The sequence below is a fragment of the Frankia casuarinae genome (assembly GCF_000013345.1).
In the GTDB taxonomy this organism is placed as follows: domain Bacteria; phylum Actinomycetota; class Actinomycetes; order Frankiales; family Frankiaceae; genus Frankia; species Frankia casuarinae.
The window spans coordinates 1721302-1746858 of sequence record NC_007777.1; the positions used below are offsets into that span (position 1 = coordinate 1721302).

Here is a 25557-nt window from a genome sequence, read left to right on the forward strand (position 1 = left end):
TCATGATGAGGAGACCCAGGTTGAAGCTGGCGAAGGGCACCCGGGAGGTCTTCGACGCGGAGAGCCTGCTCGAGGAGTACCTGGGGCCGCGCAAGCGAGGTCTGCGCTACGCCTACCCGTACTACGACGGCCTGGTCACCAATAGTGATCCGGATCTGCTGTGCACCGGGGATCTCCTGGCCCCGTGCCTGCTCGGCGTCCACGTGGACCTGGATCGGATGCACACGCTCACCGCGCTGATGCCGTTGCTGCAGCGGGCGTTGGACAGGCTTCCTCCCGGCATCGAGCTCATCGAGGCCGACGAGGTCACCCTCGATCTGGTCGCCGCGCTCTACGACCCCCTCGACGACCCGGACGTCTCCGACCGGGACGTCAAGGGCTCCCTCATCGCCAAGGTGCTGCACCGCAAGCGGCCCGCCCTGGTCCCGTTGTTCGACTCCAAGGTGAGGATCTTCTACCAGCACGAGGACTGCGTCCCGCCGTCGCCGCGGGACGGGCGGTCCTGGCGGCAGTACATGGGCCTGCTCATCCGCGCGATGCAGTACGACCTGCGGGAGAACGCCGAGGAGTTCCGCCGGCTCGGGGCGCTGGTACCCGTCGCGGGTCCCCCGATCACCCCGCTGCGGATGCTCGACGTCGTGGTGTGGATGAGCAGCGCGGTGTGATCAGCGCCCGTTGTCGGCCCGGGACCATCGACCGGCTCCGACTGCGACAATGGTCGATGTGTTGAGCTACGCGGTCCGCGGGCTCACCCGGCGGCACGGGACGGGTGAGCATGCCGTTCTCGCCAATGATCGGATCGATCTCGACGTCCGGCAGGGCGAGGTGTTCGGGGTGCTCGGGCCGAACGGCGCCGGGAAGACCACGCTGGTCCGCCAGTTGATGGGTCTGCTGCGGCCGGACGCGGGCACGATTACCCTTTTTGGCCGCGACGTGCTGGCCGCCCGCGGTCTGCCGGCCCGGCTCGCCGCCTATCTGGGCCAGGACGATCTCGCGCTGGCCGAGCTGCCGGTCGCCACCGCCGTGGCGACCACCGCCCGCATGCGCGGCGTCCCCCGCTCCGCCGTGCGGGCGGTCCGTGACGCCGTGCTCGGCGAGCTCGGTCTGGAGGCGGTGGCGCATCGCCCGCTGTCGAAGCTGTCCGGTGGGCAACGCCGGCTGGCGTGTGTCGCTACCACCCTGGTGGGGGACCGGCCGATGCTCGTCCTCGACGAGCCGACCACCGGCCTCGACCCCGTCGCCCGGCGGGCCGTGTGGTCGGCGCTGCAACGTCGCCGGGACACCGTCGGTGTCACCGTCCTGCTGATCACGCACAACGTCCTCGAGGCGGAGTCGGTGCTTGACCGGGTCGCCGTCCTGGATGCCGGGCGGGTGATCGCCTGCGACACTCCGGGCCAGCTCAAGGCATCGTTGTCCGGTGACGTCCGGCTCGACCTCGCGTGGCGCCACGACCCGCCCGCGGACGACCCCACCGTCGCGACGTTGGCCGCGCTCGCCGTGGTCAACGGACGGCGGTGGACCATCCGGTTGGCTCCGGCCGCGGCCCGTGACGCCCTCGGCCGGTTGACCGCCGGCCCGGCGTTCGCCGCGCTGGACGATTTCAGTCTCGCCACCCCCTCGCTGGAGGACGTGTACCTCACCCTCGGCGGCAGGTCGCGGGACCTGGAGCGCGCATGATCGTGATTTTCCGGTGACCGTCGTTCCGGACGCGCGCGGGGCACCCGGTGGCGGGGCACCCGGGGTGCCGGCGCCATCGGTCGCGGATGGCCGCCCGGCTCCCGCCACGCGGCCGGTGTCGGCCTCCGCCCCGCCGAGCAGTGCCCCGCCGCAGCTGCCGCCGCCGACGTCGTTCCGCACCGCGTTCGGTGCGGTCTACCGCGGGCAGCTCGCCCGCTCCAAGGTGGGACGGATCCCCCTGTTGTTCGTCGCGTCGTTCCAGTCGGTCGGGATCCTCGTGCTGCTGCGCGGGATCCTCGACGTCGGCGACACCACGGCCGCCGGGCAGGTCGTGGCGGGTTCCACGGTGCTCGTGGTCGCCTTCGTCGCGTTGAACCTGCTGGCCCAGCGGTTCGGGGCGCTGCGGGCGGCCGGTGCCCTGGACTACTACCTCACGTTGCCGGTGCCCGGCGTCGCGGTGGTGCTGGGCACGGCGGCCTCGTACGCGACCTTCGCGGCGCCCGGCACTGTCGTCACCGCGGTGCTGGGGGCGCTGCTCTACGGGCTGCCGCTGTCCGGCCTGTGGCTGCTGCTGCCCGTCGTGGCGCTCGCCGGGATCTGCCTGTCCGGGCTCGGGGCGGCGATCGGCCTGCTCGCCCCTCGGCCGGAGCTCGCGACCGTCGCCGGCCAGCTCGGAATGAGCATCGTGCTGTTCTTCGGTGTGATCCCCTCCGGCCGGCTGCCCGAGGTCGGCCGCTGGGCGCGGGACGCGTTGCCCAGCAGCTACGCGGTGGACGCCCTCGCGGCCGCCTTCCAACCCGGTGTCGACTGGGCGAAGGTGGTCCTCGACCTCGGGATCTGCGCCGCCGTCGGGATGGTGGCGCTGTCTGTCGCGGCGATGGCACTGCGCCGTGTCGGCACGTCCTGAGGGCGTCATAGTTAGCGGGGCCAGCGTAGTAGCAGGACTGCTGCGGGACCGACCGGCGCGGTAGGGTCAACGGCCTGCGGCCGGTCGGCGACAACGCGCTGGTAGGCCGGGGATGCTGGTAGGCCGGGGATGCTGGTAGGCCGGGGACGAGGAGACAGACAGCCAGTGGCAGAAAGCGCGTCATGATGGAGCGGTCGTCGGGCATCCGCGGAGTCGAGCCGGTCGCGCTGTCCGTCCCACCCGGGGACGTCCCACCCGGGGACGGGCCGCACCACCCTGGTCAGCCGACCCTCGATCCGGCGATCGCCGTCCCCGCGGCCGGTGAACCGGCGCCGCCCGGGCGGAACCCGGGCCGGGCGTTCGGTGCTCGTTCGGCGGCCGTCGCCGGCCTGATCTGCGCGGCGGCGATGGCGCTCGCCGGCTTCCCGCTCGGCCTGCTCTGGGCCGCGACCGCGCCGCATCTGGATCTTGCCGTGGCGTTGGACGGGCATGAATCGGCGTTTACGGTCCAGAGCGACATCGACGTCCGGTTCGCCCTGATCTGCGCGGTCGCCGGCGTGATCGGCGGTGCCGTGGCGTGCTGGCGGGTCCGGGACGCGGGATGGCCGGTCCCGGTCGGGCTCGCCGCGGGCGGTATCGGCGGCTCGCTGATCGCCGGCTGGATCGGCCACCTGCGGCGCTCGCCCCAGCTGCTGCACGCGCTGCCGAAGGACGCCTCTCCGCTGCTCACCGACCTGGTGGACATGAAGGTCCGCGCGGGCGGGCTCTACTTTGTCATGCCGGTGACCGCCCTGCTCGTACTCCTCGTCGGGCTGTGGGTGACCTCGCGGGCCCAGTCGGACGCCGCCGAGGACAGGCGGGGTCCGACCGCGCCCGGCGACGCGCCCGGCCACGGGGCTGGGGCTGAGGTCGGGGCTGGGGACTGAGCGTCGATCCCCCGGGTGGCGAACGTCCCACGGTTCGGGCTGGGGTCAGTTCGGGCGGGGGTCAGTTCGGGCTGGGATCGACCCGGCGCAACTCGCTCGATCCGATGGTGGTGATCTTTTCCAGGAGGCCGATCTCCCGGCGGAGCAGCGCCCGTTCGGCCCGCAGTCGGTTGGCCGCGTCCGGCGCGGCGAGCAGCCCCTGACGTTCGGTGACGTCGGTGACGGCGGCGGCGGCGATCACGTACGAAAGGGCGATCGGGTCGTCGGGGAGGTCCGGCAGCGAGATCTGCACGGTGCCGGTGGCGGCGAGCCGGTCGGCGTAGGTTCGGAGCAGACGCTGGACTGCCGGAACGGTGTCGTCGGTGTCGTCGGTGTCGCCGACGTCGTCCGGCAGGTAGTCGACATCCCCGACGAGGTAGGGCTCGCTGTGCCGGTCCACCGTGCGGATCCGGAACCGGTCACCGCCCACCGTGATGAGCGAGAACCGCCCGTCGGAGTGTTCCTGGACGCGCCGCAGCACGGCGGTGCAGCCCACGTCGTGGATCGCCGGCAGGGCCGGACCCACCTCCCGGCCTCGCCGGATGGCGATCACTCCGAACCGTCGGACCTGGTCGGCGGGCTGCTCGAGCAGTTTCCGCACCAAGATCCGGTACCGTTCCTCGAAGATCTCCAGGGGTAGGACCAGCCCGGGGAGCAGGACCGTCCCGAGCGGGAACAGAGGAAGCCGCTCGCTCAACTGCGGTGCCTTCTTCCTGCCCTGCCCTCTCCGGCCCCGGACGGGACCGGAAGCGGCCGGCGGCGGTCGGGCGAGGACCGCCTGGGGCGGGTCCACGACCAGGAGTCGGACGTTTGTCCCAACCCTGTCCCCCGGTAGCCATGGTGTCCATCCACGAAGGGCTGTGATTCTCACCGGGCGCGGGTTCGGGCGCGGGTTCGGGCGCGGGTTCGGGCGGTGGACCGTCGGTGCCTGGGGACCTTCCATCCGGGTTCGTTCGCGGGACAATGGCCCGGTGTGGGAAACCGAGCCGGAGCTACTGGTCGTCTTCCATCGGCCGGACCGGGGCTTCTCGACCGGCACGGGTGTCGACCCACTGGCCGAACTGGCCGTCCTCGGCACCGTGACCTCGGCCTTGCGCCCCCGGCTGGCTCTCGTGGCGCTGCCCCCCTCCCGGGCGCCGGAGGTGGCTGCCCTGCCCGGGGTGTGCGGGGTCTTCATCGATCAGGTTCCCCCGGCGCTGCGGGAGACCCTCACCGCAGCCGAGAGCCTGTTCGTCGACGGCTGGCTGGCGCGGAGGGGCGCCAAGCGCCGCGATCCCGCAGGTGGTGAGCCCTGGGACACGCCGGGGTACCTCCCGCCCGACCGGCCACCCGGGGCGGCGCCGGCCGGATGACCCCGCGCGGCGGCTCAGAACACGCGCGGCGGCTCAGAACACGCGCGGCGGCTCAGAACACGCGCGGCGGCTCAGAACACGCGCCGGGGGACCGACCAGCTTGCACCGGGGCCCGACGAACGCCAGACCATGTGGAGCCGGTCGCCGACGCGGGCGAGCACCTCCAGATGCCCGTCGAAGTTGCTCTGGATCATCGAGACGGCGTCCACCCGGCCCAGCTCCGGTGCGAACGGCCGCGGTCCGCTCCAGCCCGGGGAGGGCGCGCCGTTGTTCCGGTAGAAGTGGATGAGCCCGCGGTCCGCGGCGGGGACGACCACCTCGAAGTTGCGGGAGCCGTCGGGGAAGGCGCTCTGGATGAGCGCCGGATTGCCCGTCACGCCCTCGGCGAAGACGGGGCCGGTGCGCCAGACCGCCCCGTTGTCGCGGGTGAGGTGCACGAGCCGGTTGCCGACCCGGGCGACCGCTTCCAGCATCCCGTTGCCGCCGCCCAGCGTGCCGTGGATGAGGCTGACGGCGTCGACGCGCCCGAGGTTCGCGCCGAACAGCTTCGGAGTGCTCCACGGAAATCCGTGGATGTCATGGTTGCGCCACAGGTGCAGGATGCCGACGTCCGCGGCGGGCACGAGCAGTTCGAAGTTGCCCTTGGTGCCCAGCCGGCTCTGCACCAGCGACGGAACGCCCCCCACCCCCTGGACGAGGCGGGTCGGCGGGTGCCAGGCGAAGGCGCCGGTGGAGTCCCGCCACAGGAAGTACAGCGTCGAGCCGACCCGGACGGCGACCTCGAGGGGTCCCGGCCTGGCCAGGGTGCTCTGGATCATGGTGGCGGCATCGATCCGGCCGAGCTCCTGAGCCGTCTGCCACGGGGCCATCCAGGGGAAGCCAGCCGCGTCGTTGTCCCGCCAGACGTGGGTCAGCCCGGCGAAGGCCGACGGGACGACGGCGTCGAAGTTGCCGATCTGGCCGAGCCCCCTGGCCTGGACGAGCGCCGGGTTGCCGCTTACTCCGTGGCCCCAGCCGATGTGGCTGGGGGTGTAGCGGCACAGCGCGAAACTGTTCGAGCGCATCAGGCAGTCGACGGGCGCGGGCGCGCAGGCGTCGCAGTTGCCGTTCGGGGCGTGGAACGCCCCCCACCGACCGCCGCAGTCGCACTGGGCGCCCGCGTACTCGTCCGGAGCGCCGAAGATGTGGCCGGTCTCGTGGGTGAAGACCCGGTCGATATTGTCCGGTCCCCAGCCGTCGTTGTCGACGGACATCACGAGCCGGGGGCCACCCACCGAGGAGTACGCGAAGTATCCCAGCGGATACTTGGTGAAGAACGCGCAGTAGGCGGACCGGGTGCCGAGCCGGGACCGGAGCGCGTCGACGTAGTCGTAGACGCCGTCGAAGCTGGCCGCGTAGCCGAGCCGGCTCATGGTGGGGTCACGCCACAGCGCCTCGAGGTCGGGCGCGTTCGGGTCCGGTGGGACGGACAGCCGCACGATCTGGATGTCGTAGTGGAAGGTCAGGTCGGCAGCCGGGTTCGTGGTTGCGTACCAGGACAACCCGTTCTGCACCTCAGCTACGATCTTGGTGCGTTCCGCGGCGGTCAGTTGCAGCGCGGTGGTCGGCCCTTCCACGAGGATCAGCCCGACGGCCACCGATCCCTCCAGCGCCGCGCTGGTGGGGGAGGACGCCTGGGCGATCTGCGCGGTGGCCCGGGTGTCCGTGGCCCGGGTGTCCGTGGGCGCGGAGGTCGGGCTCTGGGCCTCGGCCCGCCCGTTCGGCTGGGCATGCGGTGTCGGCTGGGCATGCGGTGTCGGCTGGGCATGCGGTGTCGGCTGGGCATGCGGTGTCGGCTGGGCATGTGGTGTCGGCTGGGCATGCGGTGTCGGCTGGGCATGTGGTGTCGGCTGGTCCGGACCAGGCGAGCTGCCCCGGGGCGGCGGGATGTCGGTGCAGGGCCGGTCCATGTCCCATGGCCGGCCGTCGCGGGGACGTTCCTGCTTGAGCTGCCGGTAGGCGGCGCTGGCCCGCAGGCGGAAGGCGTCCAGCCCGAGCGTCTCGGCGCGGTTCAGCCCGGGCGACACCCCGGTGGTCGACACGACGCTGCCGTCCGCGGGGGGGAGTACCGCCGCCGCCAGCCGGGCGGCGGTGCGCTCCGCCGTCGCCGTGGAGGTGCCCCGAGGCTGGCCCAACACGTGGACCCTGCCGTAGCGGTGCAGCGGCCGTCGTTCGTTGGCCAGGGTGGGATCGGCTGGCGAGCCGTCGCCCTCGGCGGTCTGGTCTACCCCGTCATCCGAGGACGCGTCGGTGGGTGCGATCGCCGCGAACGCCGCACGGAGTGCTCGGCCCGTCTCCCCTCCGGCCGAGATGATGAGCGCGTGTTCGTCGGCCGGTACGTCCCCCGCCATACTTGATCGTTTTCCTTTCGGTGGGGATGGCTGTGCGGAGTTGTATCGTGTTGCGGCTTTGTTGTGCCGGCTTTTGTGAAAACAAGTACGCAGAGTGCCGATCTGGTGCCTTCGCCTGCTTTGTTCAGAGGGATTGCGCCAACATAGCCGGCGGCGGGCGTCCACCCGGCCGGAGCCGGGCAGCCGCCCGGGTGGCTCGGCGTCTCGGCGTCTCGGCGTCTCGGCGTCTCAGCGTCTCAGCGTCTCAGTGCCTCAGCGCCTCAGCGCCGGTCCGGAGCGAACGATGCCTGCGCCGATGGCACGTCGGGCCACATGGCCCCGACGGCGGGCCGTTCCGGCGCACCCATGGCCTCGGCCACCTTGCGCATGATGGCTTCCACCAGCCGGACAGCCTGCGGGGTCGCGAGGTTCAGCACGATCTCGGCATCCCCCGCCACCTGGAATCGCACCGAAACGTCCGCCATGACGACTGCCCTTTCCTCGCGGCTCGCCAGCACATCGCAGGCGTGTTGCCACCGGTGACGTTACGGGGCCGGAACGACCGCCCCCACGGCGCCCGGGTGTGGCACCGGACAGCGTGACCGGCTGGCAGGTCGCTGCGACGAAGCGGGTAGGGTCACGGTGGTGACCTTTCCGTCAGCGACAGTGCGTGACTGTGTGGCCGTGCTTGAGCGTTTCTTCCCTCCGTCCTGGGCCGAGTCCTGGGACGCGGTGGGACTGGCGGTGGGTGATCTGGACGCGCCGGCCTCGGCGGTCCTGTTCGCGGTGGATCCGACCCCCGAGGTGGCGGCCGAGGCCGTCACGGCGGGAGCTCAGCTGCTCGTCACCCACCACCCGCTGTTCCTGCGGGGAGTGCACGGCGTCGCCGAGACCGGTCCGGGCGGGCGGGTCGTTGCCACCCTGATCCGGGCCGGCGTCGCCCTGTACACCGTGCACACGAACGCCGATGTCGCCGCGCCGGGCGTGAGTGACGCGCTTGCCGACGCGCTGGGGTTGCGTGACGTCGCCCCGCTGTCCGCCCCGGCCCCGCTGTCCGCCCCGGCGAACGTCGGGGCCGACGAGGGCGGTGCCGGGGCCGACGAGGGCGGTGCCGGGGCCGACGAGGGCGGTGCCGGGGCCGACGAGGGCGGTGCCGGGGCCGACGAGGGCGGTGCCGGGGCCGACGAGGGCGGTGCCGGGAGCAGCGCCGGTGATGAGGGTGGTGTCGGTGATGAGGGCGGTGTCGGCGGGGCGAGCGTGTGCTGGGGCCTCGGCCGGATCGGTGACCTGCCCGCGGCCGAGTCCCTGGAACGGTTCTGCGCCCGGGTCGTCCGAGCGCTGCCGGCGACGGCGGGCGGGGTCCGGGCGACGGGTACCGCGGACCGGCTCGTCCGGCGGATCGCGGTGTGCGGCGGCTCGGGGGGAGAACTGGTCGCCGCAGCCGAGGCCGCGGGAGCGGACGTCCTCGTCACCGCGGACGGCCGGCATCACCACGTCCTCGACGCCGTCGGTGCGCATGGGGTCGTGGTGGTCGATGTCGCCCACTGGGCGAGTGAATGGCCCTGGCTGAGCCAGGCCGCCACCCGCCTGCACACCGGTCTGCGTGCGAGGGGACGTACGGTGAGCACGTCGGTATCCGCTATCGTGACCGATCCCTGGCGGGTGCACGTTCCGTCCCGGTAGGCGGTGCCGGCGGCGCGGAGGCCCGGGTCACGCGGAGGCCCGGGTCACGGAGGGCGCCGCGTCGGGTCTGGTCAGGTCGGCCAGGTGTAGTCGTTCAGGCGTACCAGTGAGGAATCGATGAAGGCCGATCCAGCAGTTCAGCTCCGCCTGCTCGATCTGCAGGCGCTCGACACCGGTATCGACCGGTCGGTGGCCCGCCGACGCGGTCTGCCGGAGCACGCCGTCATCACCGAGCGCACCGCCGCGCTGACCTCGTTGGACGGTGAGGTCGTCGGGGTGCGGACCGAGCTGAGCGACGTCGCGCGTGCCCAGCGCAAGCTGGAGAACGAGATCGACCTCGTGCGGACCCGTTCGGCCCGTGACTCCCAGCGGCTTGATTCCGGCGCCGTCTCGACGCCGCGTGAGCTGGAGAACCTGCAGGCGGAGCTCGCCTCGCTGACCCGTCGTCAGGGCGTGCTCGAGGACGACGCGCTCGAGAAGATGGAGATCGTCGAGGGCCTGGAGAGCCGGCTCTCCGCGTTGTCCCAGCAGCGATCAGCCCTGCAGGCCGAGCTCGACGCGGCGGTGGCCGCGCGGGACAAGGCCTACGCCGAGCTCGATGCCGAGGTGGCGCGGCTGCGCCATGACCGCGACGCTCTCGTCCCGGAGCTGCCCGAGGCGCTGGTCACGCTGTACGAGCGGATCCGGGCGTCCTCCAGCGGAGTGGGCGCCGCGGCCCTGCTGCGCCGCCGCTGCCAGGGCTGCCATCTTGAGCTGTCGGGCGGCGACCTGCGCGCCGTGGCGGCGGCGCCGGGGGATGAGGTGGTGCGCTGTGAGGAGTGCCGGCGCATCCTGGTCCGTACCCCCGAATCGGGGCTGTAACACCGTCGGCGGGACCCCCGCCTCGGGGGTAGACGAGGGGAGCATGTAGATGGGCACCGTGCGCAGGCTGGTCATCGAGGCCGACGGCGGGTCGCGGGGTAACCCGGGCCCGGCGGGCTACGGGGCCGTGGTCCGCGACGCCGGCTCGGGGAAGCTGCTGGCCGAGCGCGCGGACTCGATCGGGCGCGCCACGAACAACGTCGCCGAGTACTCCGGGCTGATCGCCGGGCTGCGGGCCGCCGCTGAGATCGCCCCGGACGCCGAGCTGGAGGTCCGGATGGACTCCAAGCTCGTCGTCGAGCAGATGAGCGGCCGGTGGAAGGTCAAGCATCCGGCGATGCGGCCGCTGGTGGCCGAGGCGACGGAACTCGCCGCCCGGTTCCCCGCGGTCCGTTTCCAGTGGGTGCCCCGCGCGCGCAACGCCGACGCCGATCGGCTCGCGAACGAGGCGATGGACGCCGCCGCCGCCGGGCGGGCCTGGGAACCCGCGGTCCCGCAGTCCCCGGACCCGGTCCCGCACCACGCGCCGACGACGAACCGGCTCTCCGGCTGGATGGCGCCGCCCGCACCGCCGACGACGACCGTGCTGCTGCGTCACGGGCAGACCCCGCTCTCGGTGGAGAAGCGCTTCAGCGGGACGGTCGAGGCGGCCCTGACCGACGTCGGGCTCGGCCAGGCCGCGGCCGTAGCGAACCGGCTGCGCGACGAGCCGTTCGATCTCGTCGTCAGTTCGCCGCTGAAGCGGGCCCGGCAGACCGCCGAGGCCCTCGGCCGCGACTACGTCGTCGTCGACGATTTGCGGGAGACCGACTTCGGCGCCTGGGAGGGGCTGACCTTCGCCGAGGTGCGTGAGAAGTTCCCCGATGAGCTCAATGCCTGGCTCGCCGACCCGCACGTCCCGCCGCCCGGCGGGGAGAGCCTGATCGCCACCGTGGCCCGGGTAGCGCGGGTGCGTGACCGGCTGCTCGCCGAGCAGCCAGGCGGGCGGGTCCTCATCGTCTCACACGTCACGCCGATCAAGGGGTTGGCCCAGCTGGCGCTGGCGGCGGAACCGGCCGTGCTCTACCGCCTCCACCTGGATCTGGTGTCGATGACGACCATCGACTGGTACTCCGACGGCCCGGCGGTGCTACGCGGGTTCAACGACACCCATCACCTGGCGGGCCAGACGATCTACGGCGAATAGGGGCAGCTCAGGCGGGTTGATGCGGGGTCAGGGCCGAGGCTGCCGGCCCCGCGGCGCTACCGCGCCCGCAGGGCCGCCGCCGCGGCGCTGACCTGTTCCTCCGTCGGCGCCACATACGTGAAGTCCCGGCCGCGGAGATAGTCGAGAAACGCCGGCTCCGGCGGAAGATCGTGCTCCTCCAGATAATAGGCGATCGATGCGCTCCACACCCATTCCCCGTCTGTCAAGAACACGATGGGAACTTGCTTCCCGCGTGACTCGTCCAAACGGTCCACCGAGAGGCCCGCCGCGCGCAGGATGACTTCACCCTTGCAGAGATAGGCGAGAAATGCTGCCCGTTCGCGGCCGGCGGGAAGCTTCGGACGATCGGCGGCGAAGGGGGTGCCGTCCTGGGTGCCGTCGAACAGTTTCGCTATCTTAATGTTGCCGAACACCTCAGGCATTCTGTTTGCCCTCGCCTCTCGGATGAAAATTGATCCAGGAGCCGTCATGGGGAACGGTTTGCACCAGACGACCGTACTCATTTTCGGTCATTGATGTCGTCCACACGTTACCGCGGTCGTCGGCCCAGGCCAGCTCGGTCGGTGCCGTCACCGCGACCCCGAGTTCGTCCGCGACCTTCTGGGCCACGGGGTTGTCGCCCTGCCCGGTCTCGCAGGACAGCAGCCGCACCGGTCGGCCGCGCCAGTTCTCGTCGGCGCGGATGAGCGCGCCGAGCTGCCGGGCGTCGAGCGCGACCTTGCCGACCCGGAATCCCGACGGGTCGCCATGCAGGTCGGCTGTGTAGGTTCCCGGGACCGGCTCGGCGGCCATCGCGGTCCTCCGCATGTCCGTGTCGGACTTCTCGAAGAAGGCGCGTCCATCTCGAGTCGGGAGGCTTTCCCGCCAGATCCTCGTGAGCCGCCACCCCAGCTTCTCCGGTCCGGCCGGCCGATCCTGCTTCCTGGCCGCGTCCATCTCACCGCCGGGCCCGCGGTCGAGCAGCGCGAGCTTGCGTTCCACCGGCGAAGGATCGGCGGACCGCGTGTCCTCTACCGACCGACGGTCGGCCGGCCACGGGGCACGATCATCCGAGGTGTTCCGGCGGTCGAGCGCGTCCAGCTTGGCGTCGATCCTGGAACGTTCCGTCTCCGGCCGCGCCGAGCCTTCAGGGGCCGAGCCTGCGGATGCCAAGCCATCGGATTCGGTGCCGTCGGCGGAAACGGGGGAGCCTGCCTCCGGTGATGTGAGCCGGTCGAGCAGCCGCGCCTTCACCTCGGCCTGGCTCGGCCCAGCCCCCGGTCTCCAGGGAGCGGCCGGCGCATCGACGCTCGCATCCGGCCGTTCGATCGACATTGCCACCTACCGTAGCAGTTTCACCACATCATGGCTAGAAACGACCAGTCAGGTGAGGACGGCGACCCAGCGTTTCGATCCCTCCAGAGATGATCAGCGCCGAGTGTCGGAGGAGGGTTGGTGGTCGGCTCTCTCCAGCCTGGCGATCTGGGGCTGCACCAGGCCGACGACAGCCGCCAGCTGACGCTGACTTAGACCGTGCTCGGTGCGGTATCGCACCACCTTGTTCGCAACGTCGCGGGCGAAAGCCCTGCGGTCCGGTGCGTCACGGAACTCGGCATCCGCGCGGTTGTCCTCAATGACCTGGTCGAGAGGCTTGAGAGCTGCGAGCTTCATGCGTCACCCTCCACGTCGTCGAGACGTTCTTCGGCCGACCTGACGGCTTTTCGGATCGGTGTCGGCCTCGACACCGATGACCAGGTTCGGCCCGATCCGTCGATAGAACGCGCGCCATGGACAGCGGCCCTGTCGTGGACGTAGGCAGGTGATGGGCGATCTTGATATCACTGTGTCGAGTCGCTCGGGTCAGAGGTGCCGGTACACCTCACGTCGATGGGCGACGTGAACGATCGTGACGAGAACGCGGGTGTGGTCGACTTGGTAGATCACCCGATATTCACCAACTCTGATCCGCAGTATCCCGGTGGGTTGGCCGGTGAGGGCCCGGGCCCCGGAGGGGCGGGGTTCCGCCGCGAGTCGTGTCACCGCGATCAGGATCCGTCGAGCGGCGGAGGCGTCGAGCTTGCGCAGCTCTCGCAGCGCCGCAGTCGCCCACTCGACGGTGTGCGCCACGTCAGTTCAGGCCGAACTCGGCGAGGACGTCGGCATGGGGTACGCGAGGCTCCTCGGCGGCCAGCGCCTCTCGGGCGACGGCGAGATCCGCTTCGTCCTCTGCCGCTTCCAGCTCACGGAGATCTTCTATGGAGATTACTGCCGCGACCGCGCGACCGTGACGGGTCAGGACGATCCGCTCCCGGGCGTGCTCCGCCTTGGAGACGATCTCGCCGAGGTGGTCGCGTGCCTCGCTGATCGGCATCTCACTCATCCCCAGATTGTACAAACCGGGGAGCGGTCGGGCCGCTGAGGCGGACGAGGTGGCCTATAAGCCGGGTCCTGTACCGGCTCGCCTCACGGCTCGCCGGCGGCGACCATCTCTCTCGGGCTGCCGTTGCCGGCAGCCTCCAGCGGTCCACCCGCAGGCTCGGGCGGGCAGCCCTCGAACGCCTGCGCGGTCCGCGACCTGTGACGGCCACGGGCCTTCTGACCTTGCTCCGGGCGGGGTTTACCGAGCCGCCCAGGTCACCCTGGGCGCTGGTGCGCTCTTACCGCACCGTTTCACCCTTACCGGCGCCGGGACCGGCACCGGCGGTCTGTTTTCTGTGGCACTGTCCCGCGGGTCACCCCGGGTGGGTGTTACCCACCGCCCTGCCCTGTGGAGCCCGGACTTTCCTCGGCGACGCCGGACCGGCCGGCGCCGACGCGGCCGCCCGGCCAACTCGTCCGCTTCCTTCAGTATAGAGTGCTTCCCGGTCCACGCTTCCTGGGCGTAGGGCTGATCGGGCTGTCGGTGCGCGGAGCCGGCCGATCGGGCGGGATGGCGGCGGGTCGAGGAACAGGAAGATCATGACGGGACCGAAGCAGCCGGGCCAAGGGTTCGGCGACGCGGGGCGTGTGGCCTCTCCGTCCGCCGTTCCGTCCGCGCCCGCGGCGCCTGCGCCGGCCGGGCAGACCCCCGCGGCCTCGCCTCCTGGAACGCCCGCCGGCCAGGTTCCGGTTGGTTCGGTTGGTCGAGCCGGTCCGGGCGGTCCGGGTGGTTCAGGCGAGGTGGCGCCCGTGCCGCACCAGCCGGTCCACCCGGGCGCACCGGATTCTCCCGGCGTCCCGGGTGCGCCCACTGGCGGCGCCCGGCCCCCGCGTCGCGGGGTTGCCTACACCACCTATGCGATCACCGTGCTGGTGCTGCTCATCGCGATCGCTGTCGTGGTCTTCGTCGTGCAGAACGACGCGCGCGTGAGCATCTGGCTGTTCGGTTCGACCAAGCAGATGTCGGTCGCGGGTGCACTGGCCGCCTCGGCCGCCGCCGGTCTCGTCGTTGGCCTACTCATCGGTGTCATTCCTCAGATCAGGCTGCGCCGCGAGTTGCGCCACCTGCGTCGCGCGGCCAGCCGCCGGTAGCTGAGCGGAGTCCTTGGCCGCGGGTCGGCCGGTAGCCGGTTGGTGTAGCCGGTTGGTGGAAGGGACGTCGGCAAGATGCCAGGCGGATCCCACCGCGTCGGTACAGTCCGGGTCGTGACGCCGTTGCGAACAGATCTGCCACCGGGAGCACAACTCCCGCCACGTCCAGCGAACGCACCGGCGCCTGGCACCGTGCTGCCGTCCCACTACGTGCGGTGCTTCGCCTGCGGTGACCAGTCCGCCCACGGACTGCACCTACGGGTCGACGCCGATGCCGGGCTCGCGCTGTGCGCGACGTTCGAGGTGACCGAGCATCATCAGGGAGCGCCGGGCCTCGCCCACGGGGGCCTGCTCAGCTGCGCCCTCGACGAGGCGTTGGGTGCGCTCGGGCATCTGACCCGGACCAGCCTGGTGACCGGCCGGCTGGAGACGGACTTCCTGCGGCCGGTACCCGTGGGCACTGTCCTGCACCTGAGCGCGCGGGTCGAGGGCGTGCTCGGCCGGCGGGTCTACGCCAGTGGCGAGGGACGGTTGAACAGCCCTACCGGACGGGTCGCGGTCCGGGCCCGAGGGCTGTTCGTCGAAGTACCCATGGAGCACTTCGTCACCCATGCCCGGGCCGAGGACATCCAGGCGATCGAGCAGGATCCGGACCTGATCCGGCTACGCGAACATCAAACTATTTTCTGATCTTCGAATCTCCTGATCTCCGAATCTCGGAATCCGCTCACGGGCAGGACTCGTTTGCTCGCTGTGATTCGACCGCGCGGACCGTCACATCTCCGTCACAGATCCGTCACAGATTTAGCTGGCACGGTGGACGTGGCAACCGGGATCGAGTCGTTGGGTCGGCTCCCCGGAACTGATTGGAACCGGCAGGCCAGGCCGATCGGTCGGGATCGACCGCTTGTGCCTCGGCCGGGAGCTCCGGGCCTGTCGGGATGCTCCATCGACCGTTGCCTCGGCCACTGCGTCGGAACGTTCGGAGCTGCGGTCGGCCCCGGCGGCCAATCCTCGCCGGCTGTCGGTCGGCTCGCGGCGGAAAGCTCGACGGAAGGGAGGGCGCGGTGCCGGCGATGTCGCTGCGCTCTGGCGATCCGGAGCGGATCGCCCGGTTCACGCTCACCGCGCGGCTCGGCTCCGGCGGTATGGGAGTCGTCTACCTCGGCATCGACGACGAGACCGGAGGGCCGGTCGCCCTCAAGGTGATCCGGTCGGACTTCACGGCCGATCCCGAGTTCCGCAGCCGGTTCCGTCGCGAGGTCGCGGCCGCCCGGGCGGTCGACGGTGCCTGCACCGCGAGGCTGGTCGATGCCGATCCCGACGCCGAGGATCCGTGGATGGCAACCGAGCACATCCACGGCCAGAGCCTCGCCGAGGCGATCGCCGACCGGGGCGCGCTGGCCATGCCGGTCGTCATGGCGCTGGCGACCGGGCTCGCCGAGGCCCTGAAGTCCATCCACGACGCCGGCATCGTCCATCGGGACCTGAAACCGGGCAACGTGATCCTCAGCGAGGACGGCCCGAAAGTGATCGACTTCGGCATCGCGGCGGCGGTCGACGCGACGGCCGCTACCAGGACGGGGGTGTTGCTGGGCAGCCCGGGTTACATGGCCCCGGAGCAGGTCACTGGACGCGGCGAGATCGGCCCGCCGGCGGACGTCTTCGCCTGGGGCCTGACGGTACTGTTTGCCGCGTCGGGGCGACCCCCCTTCGGCGCCGGCCGGCCCGACGCACTGCTGTACCGGGTGGTCCACGACGAGGCCGACACCGGGGATGTTCCGCCGGCCCTGCGCCCAGCGGTCCGCGCGGCGCTGCTCAAGGAGCCCATGGCCCGGCCGAGCGCCCACGCGTTGCTGCGCGTGCTGATCGGGTCTACTGGCGACCCGGGGCGCGAGACACGCCGGATACTGCGGGACGCCTGGCTCGCTCCACCGGTGGCGACCCGTGTGAGGAGCCTTCTGCCGGCCGTGGAGGAGGATACCCACGACGCCAAGACGCAGATCCGCCTCGATGCGCCGGAGAGCGCCGGCGCGGGGACAAACGGCGCGGGGACAGCGGACCGGGCGCCACTCGGGACCGGTGGTCCGGCGGGCGAGTCCGGGCAGGTTGGCGAGTCCGGGCAGGTTGGCGAGTCCGGGCAGGTTGGCGAGCTTGGGCGGGTCCGCGGGTCCGCGCCCGGCGAGGATGACGGTCCGGCCGGTGGCCGGCCGACTGGAGATGATCATGATGTGGCCGCTTCCGCCGAGGTAGCTTCCGCCGGGGCGAAGCGGCCCCTGTCCGGCCGGCGGGCCCGCGCCCGACGCCACCCGCGCCGGACCGCGGGTCTGGCCGCCCTGGCCGCGACACTCGCGGGCCTGGCCGCCCTGAGCGCATCCGAGGCCGCCAGCGACCTCGGTCCGCGGGCCCCCGGGACGGCCGCCAGCTCCCGGGCGACGGGCGGGGAACTGGAGCCCGGCCCGCACGACGTGCCACCCACCCCGTCGTCGCGTGACGACGTCCCGGCCCGATCGGGACGTACTCCTGGGCCACTGGGGCTCCCCTCACCCTCTGTCATCGTTCCTCCCGCCGGTTTGTCGTCGGGGCGGCCGATCCCCGGGTTCCGGGGCACGGTCGGCCAGCTCACACAGGCCAAGGCGTTCACCGACTTCGTCGCCGCCCACGACACCCAGATCATCTTCCTCGACATCTCCACCCTCGCCGAGGGTAACGAAGGGGCCTTCTACCCCGGACCGGACTTTGGGGGGGACAACCGGCCCAACTTCACCCTCTTCGACGCGTGCGGGGCGCTCGGGCCGGGGGAGCCGCCCGGCTTCGAGCCGGGGAAGGAGTGCTTCGGGAGCACGTACCGCCTTGCCGAGATGGCGCACAGCGGTGCTTCCTTCGGCTACGTGCAGGGTTCCTACCGGCTGCGTGGTTATTTCTGGGTCGACCTGGTACCCGGAATGCACCAGGGATTCGCGAACATCAATCTGCGGGCCGTCGACGTCCGGGATCTTCCGCGTTGACGGACGGGCGGCGTTCCGCCGGATTGGGCCTATTTTCCAGGAAAAAACCAAATAAGGAAGGTTTGTGCATCCGGTGCAGGTCGGGTGCCCGCGGTGTTTGTGCAGCCGGGTTCATGGAGACGAAGAGGAGGCAGACTCAGGCTCTGGAGGGTGTTCGGTGTTCCAAATTCTCTGGATCGTTCTGGCCGGTCTGGTGATCGGTCTTCTGGCCCGTCTGATCGTCCGGGGTCGGCAGAACATCCCACTCTGGCTGACGGTCGGGTTCGGTATCATCGGCGCGCTGGTGGGTAACGTAATCGCGAGCGCGCTCGGCGTGCGCCACACCGGCGGCTTCGACTGGATCCGGCACATCCTGCAGGTTGGTGTCGCGGTCGCGCTAGTCGCGATCGTCTCCCCGATGTGGGCGGCGCGTCGCGGGCAGAGCAGCGGCACCCGGCGCACCGCGGGCCGACTCTAGCCTGGTGCGCACACCCGGGGTCCGGTGCGCACACCAGGCGGTGATGCGGGGAAGCGGCCGGTCAGCGGCCGCTGACCGGCTCGGTCGTGCCCGCGCCGGTTGCGCCCGCTCGGTGGCCGCTCAGTGGCCGCTCAGTGGCCGCGGCTCACCCAGTCGTCGTAGTCGATACCCTCCTCGCCGATGGTCGTGTCGTCGCCGTGACCGGTGTGCACGACGGTGTGCGCGGGCAGGGTGAGCAGTCTGGTACGGATCGAGGCCAGGATGGTCGGGAAATCGGAGTAGGATCGCCCGGTCGCCCCGGGACCCCCGCGGAAGAGCGTGTCGCCGCTGAACAGGACCGGGTCGCCGTTGATCTCCCCGAACAGGCAGATCCCGCCGGGAGAGTGGCCCGGGGTGTGCAGGACGCGCAGCGCTCCACCTTCGGGCAGGCTGATGAGCTGTCCGTCCGCGAGCGCGTGGTCGGGCGCCCGGTGCGGATAGATCGCCTTCCACAGCACCACGTCGGCGGGGTGCAGCGCGATGGGCGCCCGGACCAGGTCCGCGAGCTCCGTCGCCGCATTGATGTGGTCGTTGTGACCGTGTGTAGCAATGATCGATGTGACCACGCGGGTGCCGATGGCCGCCGCGATCACCGACGGGTCGTGCGCGGCGTCGATGACCAGTACCTCGTCGTCGTTTCCCACGAGCCAGACGTTGTTGTCGACCGTGAACGACTGACCGTCGAGCGTGAAGTCGCCGCGTGTGATCACCCGATCCACCCGAAGCCCGGTATTGACGATCATTGCGTCCCCTCCTCGACCCGATCGGTCTGCCCGCTGCCCGCTGCGCGTGTCGCGGGTGCCGTCGGACGGCGGTGCACCCGGTGGGGTCGACCGTATCCGGCGGTTCCCGGCTCCGGGTGGACCCGCCGCCAACGAAGCTCGCCAGTGAGCAAAGGCTTGGTGAACGATGGTTCAGTAGATGGCGGCCCGGTGAACGACGACTCAGAGGATGACGACGCTGCGCAACACGTCGCCGCGCTGCATCCGGGTGAACGCCTCCTCGACGTCGCCGATCCCGATGGTCTCGGTGACGAAGGCGTCGAGGTCGAGTCGGCCCCGGCGATAGAGGTCGATGAGGATCGGGAAGTCGCGGCTCGGCAGGCTGTCGCCGTACCAGGACGACGACAGGTGACCGCCGCGGCCGAAGACCTCGGCGAGCGGCAGCTCCACGGTCATCGTCGGGTCGGGTACACCCACCAGGACCAGCCGCCCCGCCAGGTCGCGGGCGTCGAAGGCCTGGCGGTAGGTCTCCGGGCGGCCCACCGCATCGATGACCACATCGGCGCCGAAGCCGTCGGTGAGCGCCCGGATGGCCGCCACCGGATCGTCTGCCGTGGCATTCACGACATCGGTGGCACCGAAGCGTCGGGCCCAGGTGAGCTTCCGGTCGTCGACATCGACCGCGATGATCTTCCGCGCTCCCGCGATCGAGGCGCCGGCGATCGCCGCGCCGCCGACCCCGCCGCAGCCGATCACCGCCACCGTCTCACCCCGGGTGACCCTGCCGGTGTTCACGGCGGCACCGAAACCGGCCATCACCCCGCAGCCGATCAGCCCGGCCGCCTCTGGCCGGGCCGCGGGGTCCACCGGCACGCACTGGCCCGCGGCGACCAGGGTCAGCGGCGTGAACGCGCCGATGCCCAGCGCCGGCGCCAGCGGCGTCCCGTCCGCCAGGGTCATCGGATTTCGCGCGTTGCGGGAGTCGAAGCAGTACCAGGCCATGCCGCGCCGACAGGCCCGGCAGGTTCCGCAGGGGGCCCGCCAGGCCAGCACCACGTAGTCACCCGGGGCCAGACCCACCACGCCCTCGCCCACCGATTCGACGGTGCCGGCCGCCTCGTGCCCCAACAGGAACGGATAGTCGTCGTTGATCGCGCCCTCGCGGTAGTGCAGGTCGGTATGGCATACGCCGCAGGCGCGCACCCGTACCCGTGCCTCGCCTGGACCCGGATCTGGAACAACGATCTGCTCCAGCGAGACCGCGGCGCCCTTCTCCCGGGCCACCACCGCTTCCACCGTCTGCGCGCCCATCCCGGATCCCTTCTCCTCGAGTCTCCTCGAGCACTGATCGGAGAGATGAATCCCTCGTCGAACCGGAGCGGTCACCCCCCGGTGTCTGATTTCCTACCTCCGTTGGTGGGGTCCGTCCAACACAGGTGGGGTCCGTCCAACGTGGTCACGCCGCTCATGGCGCGACACGCCGCTTTACGGCCACCCGGCGCCACCGAGAACGGGTCGGTGTCGGTACGCTCCTACCGGTCCGTTTCTGCTCTTTGTAGAAGGAGCAATCCCTCAGTGGTCCGTTTCACCGACACGTCGTCCGTCGCCTCACCGACCCGCCGCTTCTATGGGGAGGTGACGGTCGGTGATCCCCGCCTGTCCGAGGACGGGCGGCTCGAGGCCGGCGGTGAGAGTGTCGATGCGGGGGTGGGCGAGCCCGGACCCACCGGACGGCCGCTGCCGTCGTTTCCCGTCCCGCCCCCGCTGACGTCGCACGGTCCCGCCTGGATCGTCGCGATGTGCAACCAGAAGGGCGGGGTCGGCAAGACCACCAGTACGATCAACCTGGGTGCCGCTCTCGCGGAGTACGGCCGGCGGGTACTCCTCGTCGACTTCGATCCTCAGGGTGCGCTGTCGGTCGGGCTCGGCGTCAACCCGATGCAGTTCGACCTGACAGTGCACGACCTCCTGCTGGGCGGGGACGCCGACGTCCGCGAGGTGATCGTCGAGACCCAGGTCGATGGGCTCGACCTGCTGCCGAGCAACATCGACCTGTCCGCCGCGGAGGTGCTGCTGGTCACCGAGGTCGGCCGCGAGCACAGCCTCGCCCGCGCGCTGGCGCCGATCCTCGACGAGTACGACGTCATCCTCGTCGACTGCCAGCCCTCGCTCGGCCTACTGACCGTGAACGCGCTGACGGCGGCGGACGCCGTCATCGTCCCGCTGGAATGCGAGTACTTCGCGCTGCGGGGAGTGGCGCTGCTGTTGCAGACCATTGACAAGGTGCGCGAGCGGCTCAACTCGCGCCTGGAGCTCGCCGGCATTCTGGCCACCATGTACGACGCCCGCACCCTGCACGCCCGGGAGGTGCTGGCCCGGGTCGTCGAACGGTTCCCGGACGAGGTGTTCCACACTGTGATCAACAGGACGGTTCGGTTCCCGGAGACCACGGTGGCCGGCGAGCCGATCACCACCTACGCCCCGACGTCGGTGGGGGCTGCCGGCTACCGGCGACTCGCCCGGGAACTGATGGTCCGGCACGACACGCCGCCAGCCGTCGGCTGAACCGGGACAACGAGGCGATCGGGGCGAAAAGGTAGCGACGTGCTGTTCCACCTTGCCGAACCCGCGGCGCTTCTCGGGATCCTCCTCGCCTTCCTCATCGGGATCTTCGCCCACGACGCCGCCCAGGTGCTCGTGGCCCGGCTGGTCCGTGACCCGACCCCGATGCGCTCGGGGCGGATGATGACGGGCCTGAAGGACCGGCTCAGCCCGTTCAGCGCAGTCGCCGTCTTCGTCGTCGGCTACGGCTGGGCCGAGTCGGTGCCCATGAACGACGTGTGGCGGCGCCGCCGGTTCCACGTGGCCGCTGCCGTCCTGGCCGGGCCGCTGACGTATCTCCTGCTCGCCCTGGCCTCCCTGGCGGTGTTCCAGCCGCTCGGCGAGCCGGGGCTGGTGCGACTCGGTGACCGCGTCACCGAGGTGACGGTGCCGAACAGCTTCGGTGCCGAGCTCGCGTTGTGGATGGCCGTCACGTTCGGGTCGATGTTCATCATCAGCCTCGTCCCGGTCCCCCCGACAGACGCCGGGCGGTTGCTGTTCCTGCTCGGTCCGACCACGGCTGGCTGGCGCAACGCCCGGTACCAGTTGGCCGAGCGCAACATCGGGTTGGGCATCCTGCTGGCGTTGTTGCTGCTGCCGGTGCTGTTCGTCGGATTCCCCTCGGTCGTCGGCCAGCTCATCGGCCCGTTGCTGCGGGGACTCGCCTCGCTGATAGGCCTCAACCTGGGGTGATGATGATCACGTCGACGCCGCCGGGGCGTAGCGTGGCGCCATGACCCGGTCTCGCGCCGCCCCGGCTGACCAGGCCGCTCCGGCTGACCAGACCGACGGGAAGGCCGCCCCGCGCACCGGCGTGCCGACGGGTCGTGGTGGGCGCACGGAGACCTTCGTCGTCGAACTCGACAACTTCACCGGCCCCTTCGATCTGCTGCTCTCGCTCATCGCCAAGCATCGCCTCGACGTGACCGAGGTCGCGCTCTCCCAAGTCACCGACGAGTTCGTCGCGCACATCCGGCGGCTGGGGGACCGGTTCGACCTCGGCCAGGCCACCGAGTTCCTGGTGATCGCGGCGACCCTGCTCGACCTGAAGGCGGCCCGGCTGCTGCCGGGCGCCCTGTCCGAGGACGAGTCGGCGGACCTGGCCCTGCTGGAGGCCCGCGACCTGCTTTTCGCCCGGCTGCTGCAGTACAAGGCGTACAAGGAGGCTGCGGCGCTCTTCGCCGGCCTCATGGCCCTGGAGGCGCGCCACACCCCCCGGGCGGTACCCCTGGAGCCCCGTTACGCCGCCGCGCTGCCGGAGGTCCAGATCGGCATCGGCCCGACGGAGCTCGCGGCGCTCGCGGCCCGGCTGCGTGAGCCGCCGCTGCCGCCGCTGGTTGCGACCGATCACGTGCACCTGCCCCGGATCAGCGTGCGGGAGCACATGCTCGCCGTCATCGCGATGCTGCGCGAGGTGGGCACCGCGACCTTCGGGATGCTGTGCGTCGGCTGTCGGCAGACCATCGAGGTGGTGGCCCGGTTCCTGGCGCTGCTGGAGCTCTTCCGCGAGGGCCGGATCTCCTTCGACCAGCAGGTCCCGCTCGGCGAGCTGACGGTGCGCTGGATCGCCCTGGATCCGGCGGTCGAGGCGGACGCCCCGCCGATCGGCCACGGGCTGTTCGGATCTGATCGGTACGGTGGGGACGCGCAGGAGGAGTCGCGGGAGGTGGCGTCGTGACCAGGGAGGCCGGGGCTGCCGGGGAGGCCCGGCCGCCGCTGGGCGCGTTGCTCGAGGCGGTCCTCATGGTCGCGGAGAAGCCGGTCGGCGTCGCGGAGCTCGCGACTGGCCTCGGCGCCCCGGCGCTGGAGGTCGAGCGGCTGCTCGCGCAGCTCGCCGAGCAGTATGTCCGCGACGGCCGTGGCTTCCGACTGCGGCACACCGGTGGCGGCTGGCGCTTCTACACCGCGGACGAGTGCGCCCCCTGGGTCGAGCGCTTCGTGCTCGCCGGCCAGTCGGCCCGGCTGTCGCAGGCCGCGCTGGAGACCCTGGCCGTCGTCGCCTACCAGCAGCCGGTGAGCCGGGGGCGGATCTCGGCGGTGCGGGGTGTCTCCGCCGACGGCGTCATCCGCACCCTCACCGCCCGCGGCCTGGTCGAGGAGGTGGGGCACGATCCGGAGACCGGCGCGATCCTCTACGGCACCACCGACTACTTTCTCGAACGGATGGGGCTGCGCGGGCTCGACGAACTGCCGCCGCTTGCCCCCCTGCTGCCCGGTATCGATGAGATTGATGACATTGTTACGTCATGAGTACCAGGTTCCCGTCATGAGTATCGGGCTGCTGTCATGAGTACCAGGTTCCCGTCATGAGTAGCGGTGACCGCCCGGACGGGCCCCAGGACCAGGGCATCCGGCTGCAGAAGGTGCTGGCCGCCGCCGGGGTGGGCTCCCGCCGGCACGGCGAGGAGTTGATCGCTGCCGGTCGGGTCCGGGTGGATGGCACCGTGGTGCGCGAGCAGGGCCGCCGGGTCGATCCCGAAACCGCCCTCATCGAGGTCGACGGTGAGCGGATCGTCACCCGGACGGGCCTGGTCCACTTGGCGTTGAACAAGCCGCGCGGGGTGCTCTCGGCGATGTCGGACGACCGGGGTCGGCCGACGATCGCGGATCTGCTCACGGAGTTCGGCGGCGGGCTGTTCCACGTCGGCCGGCTCGACGCCGACAGCGAGGGGCTGCTGCTCGTCACCAACGACGGAGAGCTCGCGCACCGGCTCACCCATCCCTCGTTCGCCGTCCCCAAGACCTACCTCGTCGAGGTGTCCGGTCCGCTGCGCCGTGACGTCCTGCGCCAGCTGCGCGCGGAGGTCGAACTCGACGACGGCCCGGTGCGCGCGGACTCGGCGCGCATCGTCGACAACGCGAACGGACGGGTGATGGTCGAGGTCGTCGTGCACGAAGGGCGCAAGCACGTCGTCCGCCGGATGATGGACGCCGTCGGCCACCCGGTGCATCGACTGGTGCGCACCCGGTTCGGGGCGGTGTCGCTGGGAACCCTGCGCGCCGGGCGGGCCCGTCACCTCACCCGTCACGAGATCGGCGCCCTGTATCACGGCGTCGGTCTCTAGGCCCGAGGCTTTAGGATCAAGGCCATGGTCGGGTTGGAATGGGATGCCGCACGCCTTCCGCGCCTGCGCCGGGTCGGGGTCGTCGGCACGGGCCTGATCGGGACCAGCATCGGTCTCGCGCTGTCGGCAAGGGGCGTCGAGGTCCTGCTCCGCGACGTGGACGAGGCACAGGTCGCGCTTGCCGAGAAGATGGGGGCCGGGCGGCCGTGGGCGGGGGAGCGGGTCGATCATGCGGTCGTCGCCACCCCACTGCCGAGTGTCGCGGTCCAGGTACGCGCCCTGGCCCGCTCCGGCCTCGCGGACACGATCAGCGACGCCGGCAGCGTCAAGGTCCGACCGTTGGTCGAGGGAGTCCAGCTCGGCTGCGACCTCACGACGTGGTGCCCGGCCCACCCCATCGCCGGCCGGGAACGGCACGGGGCCGTCTCCGCCCGGGCGGACCTGTTCGCCGAGCGGGTCTGGGCGGTCTGTCCCGTCCCCCACACCGGGTCGGCCGCGGTGCACGCCACGGTGGCGCTGGCGTTCGCCTGCGGGGCCACGCCGGTGCGGACCACCCCGCAGCGTCACGACGCGGCGATGGCGTCGGTCTCCCACGTGCCCCAGATCGTCGCGAGCGCGCTCGCGGGGGCGCTCGTCGGGCTGCCGGAACGGGACGTGCCCTTCGTCGGGCAGGGGTTCCGCGACACCACCCGGCTCGCCGACAGCGACGCCGAGCTGTGGTCGGGGATCATCGAGGGTAACCGCGGCCCGATCGCCGAGCGGGTGCGTTCCCTCGGCGCCCAGCTCACCGCGCTCGCCGACGTCCTCGACACCGGTTCCGGTGACGAGGTCACCGCCGCGGTCTCCCGGCTCATGCGGGGCGGCCAGGCCGGCCGTGCGCTGCTTCCGCGCAAGCCCGGCGCCCCGGCGCAGTCCTGGGGCTGGGTGGGGGTCGTGCTCGACGACCGACCCGGCCAGCTCGCCGCGCTCGTCGGCTTCATCAGCCAGTGGCAGATCAACATTGAGGATGTCGGGCCCTTCGAGCACAGCCTTGACGCACCCGCCGGCATCGTCGAGCTCGCGGTGGATCCGACGGCCGCGGACGAGCTCGTCGACCGGTTGACGCTCAACGGCTGGACGGCATACCGGCGATCCTGATGCCGTACCGAGTAGCCT

The 25557-nt window shown here is 71.3% G+C and carries 28 protein-coding genes and 1 other RNA gene; 18 read left to right on the top strand and 11 right to left on the bottom strand.

All coding sequences use genetic code 11. The features are described from left to right. Window positions 1-20 precede the first annotated feature (20 nt). From FRANCCI3_RS07180 to FRANCCI3_RS23270, 4 genes are all read left to right on the top strand, one after another. The gene (locus FRANCCI3_RS07180; protein WP_035730575.1) at window positions 21-665 is read left to right on the top strand and encodes a DUF6308 family protein; all 645 of its coding nucleotides are present in this window, start codon (window positions 21-23) and stop codon (window positions 663-665) included. A 49-nt stretch (window positions 666-714) separates the two neighbouring features. Then, window positions 715-1677, top strand: coding sequence for an ABC transporter ATP-binding protein (locus FRANCCI3_RS07185; RefSeq protein ID WP_011435871.1), 963 nt, complete (start codon window positions 715-717; stop codon window positions 1675-1677). Between the two features lie 13 nt (window positions 1678-1690). Continuing rightward, window positions 1691-2584: an ABC transporter permease gene (locus FRANCCI3_RS07190; RefSeq protein WP_076804224.1), complete on the top strand. Its 894-nt coding sequence runs from the start codon at window positions 1691-1693 to the stop codon at window positions 2582-2584. 182 nt (window positions 2585-2766) lie between these two features. Then, window positions 2767-3510: a hypothetical protein gene (locus tag FRANCCI3_RS23270; protein ID WP_011435873.1), complete on the top strand. Its 744-nt coding sequence runs from the start codon at window positions 2767-2769 to the stop codon at window positions 3508-3510. Window positions 3511-3571: 61 nt separating this feature from the next. Here the strand turns inward: FRANCCI3_RS23270 and FRANCCI3_RS07200 are convergent, their stop codons facing one another. Next, window positions 3572-4246: an LON peptidase substrate-binding domain-containing protein gene (locus FRANCCI3_RS07200; protein WP_011435874.1), complete on the bottom strand. Its 675-nt coding sequence runs from the start codon at window positions 4244-4246 to the stop codon at window positions 3572-3574. Window positions 4247-4520: 274 nt separating this feature from the next. Here FRANCCI3_RS07200 and FRANCCI3_RS07205 point away from each other — a divergent pair, with 274 nt between their 5' ends. After that, window positions 4521-4901 (top strand): hypothetical protein, encoded by a 381-nt coding sequence (locus FRANCCI3_RS07205; protein ID WP_023840530.1) that lies wholly within the window; start codon window positions 4521-4523, stop codon window positions 4899-4901. 71 nt (window positions 4902-4972) lie between these two features. On the opposite strand, the gene FRANCCI3_RS07210 is transcribed toward FRANCCI3_RS07205, so the two are convergent. Both FRANCCI3_RS07210 and FRANCCI3_RS07215 read right to left on the bottom strand, forming a co-directional pair. Continuing rightward, entirely contained in the window at window positions 4973-7291 is a 2319-nt protein-coding gene (locus tag FRANCCI3_RS07210) for a hypothetical protein (RefSeq protein WP_011435876.1), read from the bottom strand. Between the two features lie 260 nt (window positions 7292-7551). Then, the gene (locus FRANCCI3_RS07215) at window positions 7552-7755 is read right to left on the bottom strand and encodes a hypothetical protein (protein WP_011435877.1); all 204 of its coding nucleotides are present in this window, start codon (window positions 7753-7755) and stop codon (window positions 7552-7554) included. A 160-nt stretch (window positions 7756-7915) separates the two neighbouring features. Between FRANCCI3_RS07215 and FRANCCI3_RS07220 the strand changes: the two genes are divergently transcribed. The 3 genes from FRANCCI3_RS07220 to FRANCCI3_RS07230 all read left to right on the top strand — a co-directional run bounded on the left by FRANCCI3_RS07220 (window position 7916) and on the right by FRANCCI3_RS07230 (window position 11000). After that, complete coding sequence (locus FRANCCI3_RS07220; RefSeq protein WP_041257824.1) at window positions 7916-8953, top strand: Nif3-like dinuclear metal center hexameric protein; 1038 nt, start codon at window positions 7916-7918, stop codon at window positions 8951-8953. A gap of 117 nt (window positions 8954-9070) precedes the next feature. Further along, window positions 9071-9814: a zinc ribbon domain-containing protein gene (locus tag FRANCCI3_RS07225; protein ID WP_011435879.1), complete on the top strand. Its 744-nt coding sequence runs from the start codon at window positions 9071-9073 to the stop codon at window positions 9812-9814. 49 nt (window positions 9815-9863) lie between these two features. Beyond that, complete coding sequence (locus tag FRANCCI3_RS07230) at window positions 9864-11000, top strand: bifunctional RNase H/acid phosphatase (protein ID WP_011435880.1); 1137 nt, start codon at window positions 9864-9866, stop codon at window positions 10998-11000. Window positions 11001-11056: 56 nt separating this feature from the next. Here FRANCCI3_RS07230 and FRANCCI3_RS07235 read toward each other — a convergent pair whose 3' ends face one another. From FRANCCI3_RS07235 to rnpB, 6 genes are all read right to left on the bottom strand, one after another. Beyond that, a complete protein-coding gene (locus FRANCCI3_RS07235; RefSeq protein ID WP_011435881.1) occupies window positions 11057-11443 on the bottom strand; it encodes a hypothetical protein in 387 nt (128 codons plus the stop codon). Further along, the gene (locus FRANCCI3_RS07240; protein WP_011435882.1) at window positions 11436-12335 is read right to left on the bottom strand and encodes a hypothetical protein; all 900 of its coding nucleotides are present in this window, start codon (window positions 12333-12335) and stop codon (window positions 11436-11438) included. Before FRANCCI3_RS07240 ends, FRANCCI3_RS07235 begins: the two co-directional genes overlap by 8 nt. A 93-nt stretch (window positions 12336-12428) precedes the next feature. After that, window positions 12429-12671: a helix-turn-helix transcriptional regulator gene (locus FRANCCI3_RS07245; protein ID WP_023840525.1), complete on the bottom strand. Its 243-nt coding sequence runs from the start codon at window positions 12669-12671 to the stop codon at window positions 12429-12431. A 189-nt stretch (window positions 12672-12860) separates the two neighbouring features. Further along, window positions 12861-13127, bottom strand: a complete 267-nt coding sequence (locus tag FRANCCI3_RS07250; RefSeq protein ID WP_023840524.1) for a type II toxin-antitoxin system RelE family toxin — start codon at window positions 13125-13127, stop codon at window positions 12861-12863. A 1-nt stretch (window position 13128) separates the two neighbouring features. Continuing rightward, on the bottom strand, window positions 13129-13380 hold the full coding sequence (locus FRANCCI3_RS07255; protein WP_232234943.1) for a type II toxin-antitoxin system Phd/YefM family antitoxin: 252 nt from the start codon (window positions 13378-13380) through the stop codon (window positions 13129-13131). A gap of 41 nt (window positions 13381-13421) precedes the next feature. Further along, window positions 13422-13834: RNase P RNA component class A (gene rnpB, locus FRANCCI3_RS23760), an RNA gene on the bottom strand. 334 nt (window positions 13835-14168) lie between these two features. Here rnpB and FRANCCI3_RS27880 point away from each other — a divergent pair. From FRANCCI3_RS27880 to FRANCCI3_RS07275, 4 genes are all read left to right on the top strand, one after another. Continuing rightward, window positions 14169-14510, top strand: a complete 342-nt coding sequence (locus tag FRANCCI3_RS27880; protein WP_023840523.1) for a lipopolysaccharide assembly protein LapA domain-containing protein — start codon at window positions 14169-14171, stop codon at window positions 14508-14510. Between the two features lie 75 nt (window positions 14511-14585). Beyond that, window positions 14586-15200, top strand: coding sequence for a PaaI family thioesterase (locus FRANCCI3_RS07265; protein WP_011435887.1), 615 nt, complete (start codon window positions 14586-14588; stop codon window positions 15198-15200). Window positions 15201-15586: 386 nt separating this feature from the next. After that, the gene (locus tag FRANCCI3_RS23275) at window positions 15587-17518 is read left to right on the top strand and encodes a serine/threonine protein kinase (RefSeq protein ID WP_236701449.1); all 1932 of its coding nucleotides are present in this window, start codon (window positions 15587-15589) and stop codon (window positions 17516-17518) included. A 157-nt stretch (window positions 17519-17675) separates the two neighbouring features. Continuing rightward, window positions 17676-17975 carry a GlsB/YeaQ/YmgE family stress response membrane protein gene (locus tag FRANCCI3_RS07275; RefSeq protein ID WP_011435889.1) on the top strand — a complete coding sequence of 100 codons (300 nt, stop codon included), beginning with the start codon at window positions 17676-17678 and terminating at the stop codon, window positions 17973-17975. A gap of 131 nt (window positions 17976-18106) precedes the next feature. On the opposite strand, the gene FRANCCI3_RS07280 is transcribed toward FRANCCI3_RS07275, so the two are convergent. Both FRANCCI3_RS07280 and FRANCCI3_RS07285 read right to left on the bottom strand, forming a co-directional pair. After that, entirely contained in the window at window positions 18107-18757 is a 651-nt protein-coding gene (locus FRANCCI3_RS07280) for an MBL fold metallo-hydrolase (protein WP_011435890.1), read from the bottom strand. Window positions 18758-18958: 201 nt separating this feature from the next. Then, the gene (locus FRANCCI3_RS07285) at window positions 18959-20047 is read right to left on the bottom strand and encodes an S-(hydroxymethyl)mycothiol dehydrogenase (protein ID WP_011435891.1); all 1089 of its coding nucleotides are present in this window, start codon (window positions 20045-20047) and stop codon (window positions 18959-18961) included. 264 nt (window positions 20048-20311) lie between these two features. Between FRANCCI3_RS07285 and FRANCCI3_RS07290 the strand changes: the two genes are divergently transcribed. The 6 genes from FRANCCI3_RS07290 to FRANCCI3_RS07315 are packed head-to-tail and all read left to right on the top strand — an operon-like array spanning window position 20312 to window position 25539. Next, complete coding sequence (locus tag FRANCCI3_RS07290; RefSeq protein ID WP_011435892.1) at window positions 20312-21301, top strand: ParA family protein; 990 nt, start codon at window positions 20312-20314, stop codon at window positions 21299-21301. A 39-nt stretch (window positions 21302-21340) separates the two neighbouring features. Then, complete coding sequence (locus FRANCCI3_RS07295; RefSeq protein ID WP_011435893.1) at window positions 21341-22030, top strand: M50 family metallopeptidase; 690 nt, start codon at window positions 21341-21343, stop codon at window positions 22028-22030. 40 nt (window positions 22031-22070) lie between these two features. Continuing rightward, complete coding sequence (locus FRANCCI3_RS07300; protein ID WP_011435894.1) at window positions 22071-23015, top strand: segregation and condensation protein A; 945 nt, start codon at window positions 22071-22073, stop codon at window positions 23013-23015. After that, window positions 23012-23587, top strand: a complete 576-nt coding sequence (scpB, locus tag FRANCCI3_RS07305) for an SMC-Scp complex subunit ScpB (RefSeq protein WP_011435895.1) — start codon at window positions 23012-23014, stop codon at window positions 23585-23587. Before FRANCCI3_RS07300 ends, scpB begins: the two co-directional genes overlap by 4 nt. Before the next feature lie 56 nt (window positions 23588-23643). Further along, window positions 23644-24402, top strand: a complete 759-nt coding sequence (locus FRANCCI3_RS07310) for a pseudouridine synthase (RefSeq protein ID WP_011435896.1) — start codon at window positions 23644-23646, stop codon at window positions 24400-24402. A 24-nt stretch (window positions 24403-24426) separates the two neighbouring features. Beyond that, a complete protein-coding gene (locus FRANCCI3_RS07315; RefSeq protein WP_011435897.1) occupies window positions 24427-25539 on the top strand; it encodes a prephenate dehydrogenase in 1113 nt (370 codons plus the stop codon). Window positions 25540-25557: the final 18 nt, after the last annotated feature.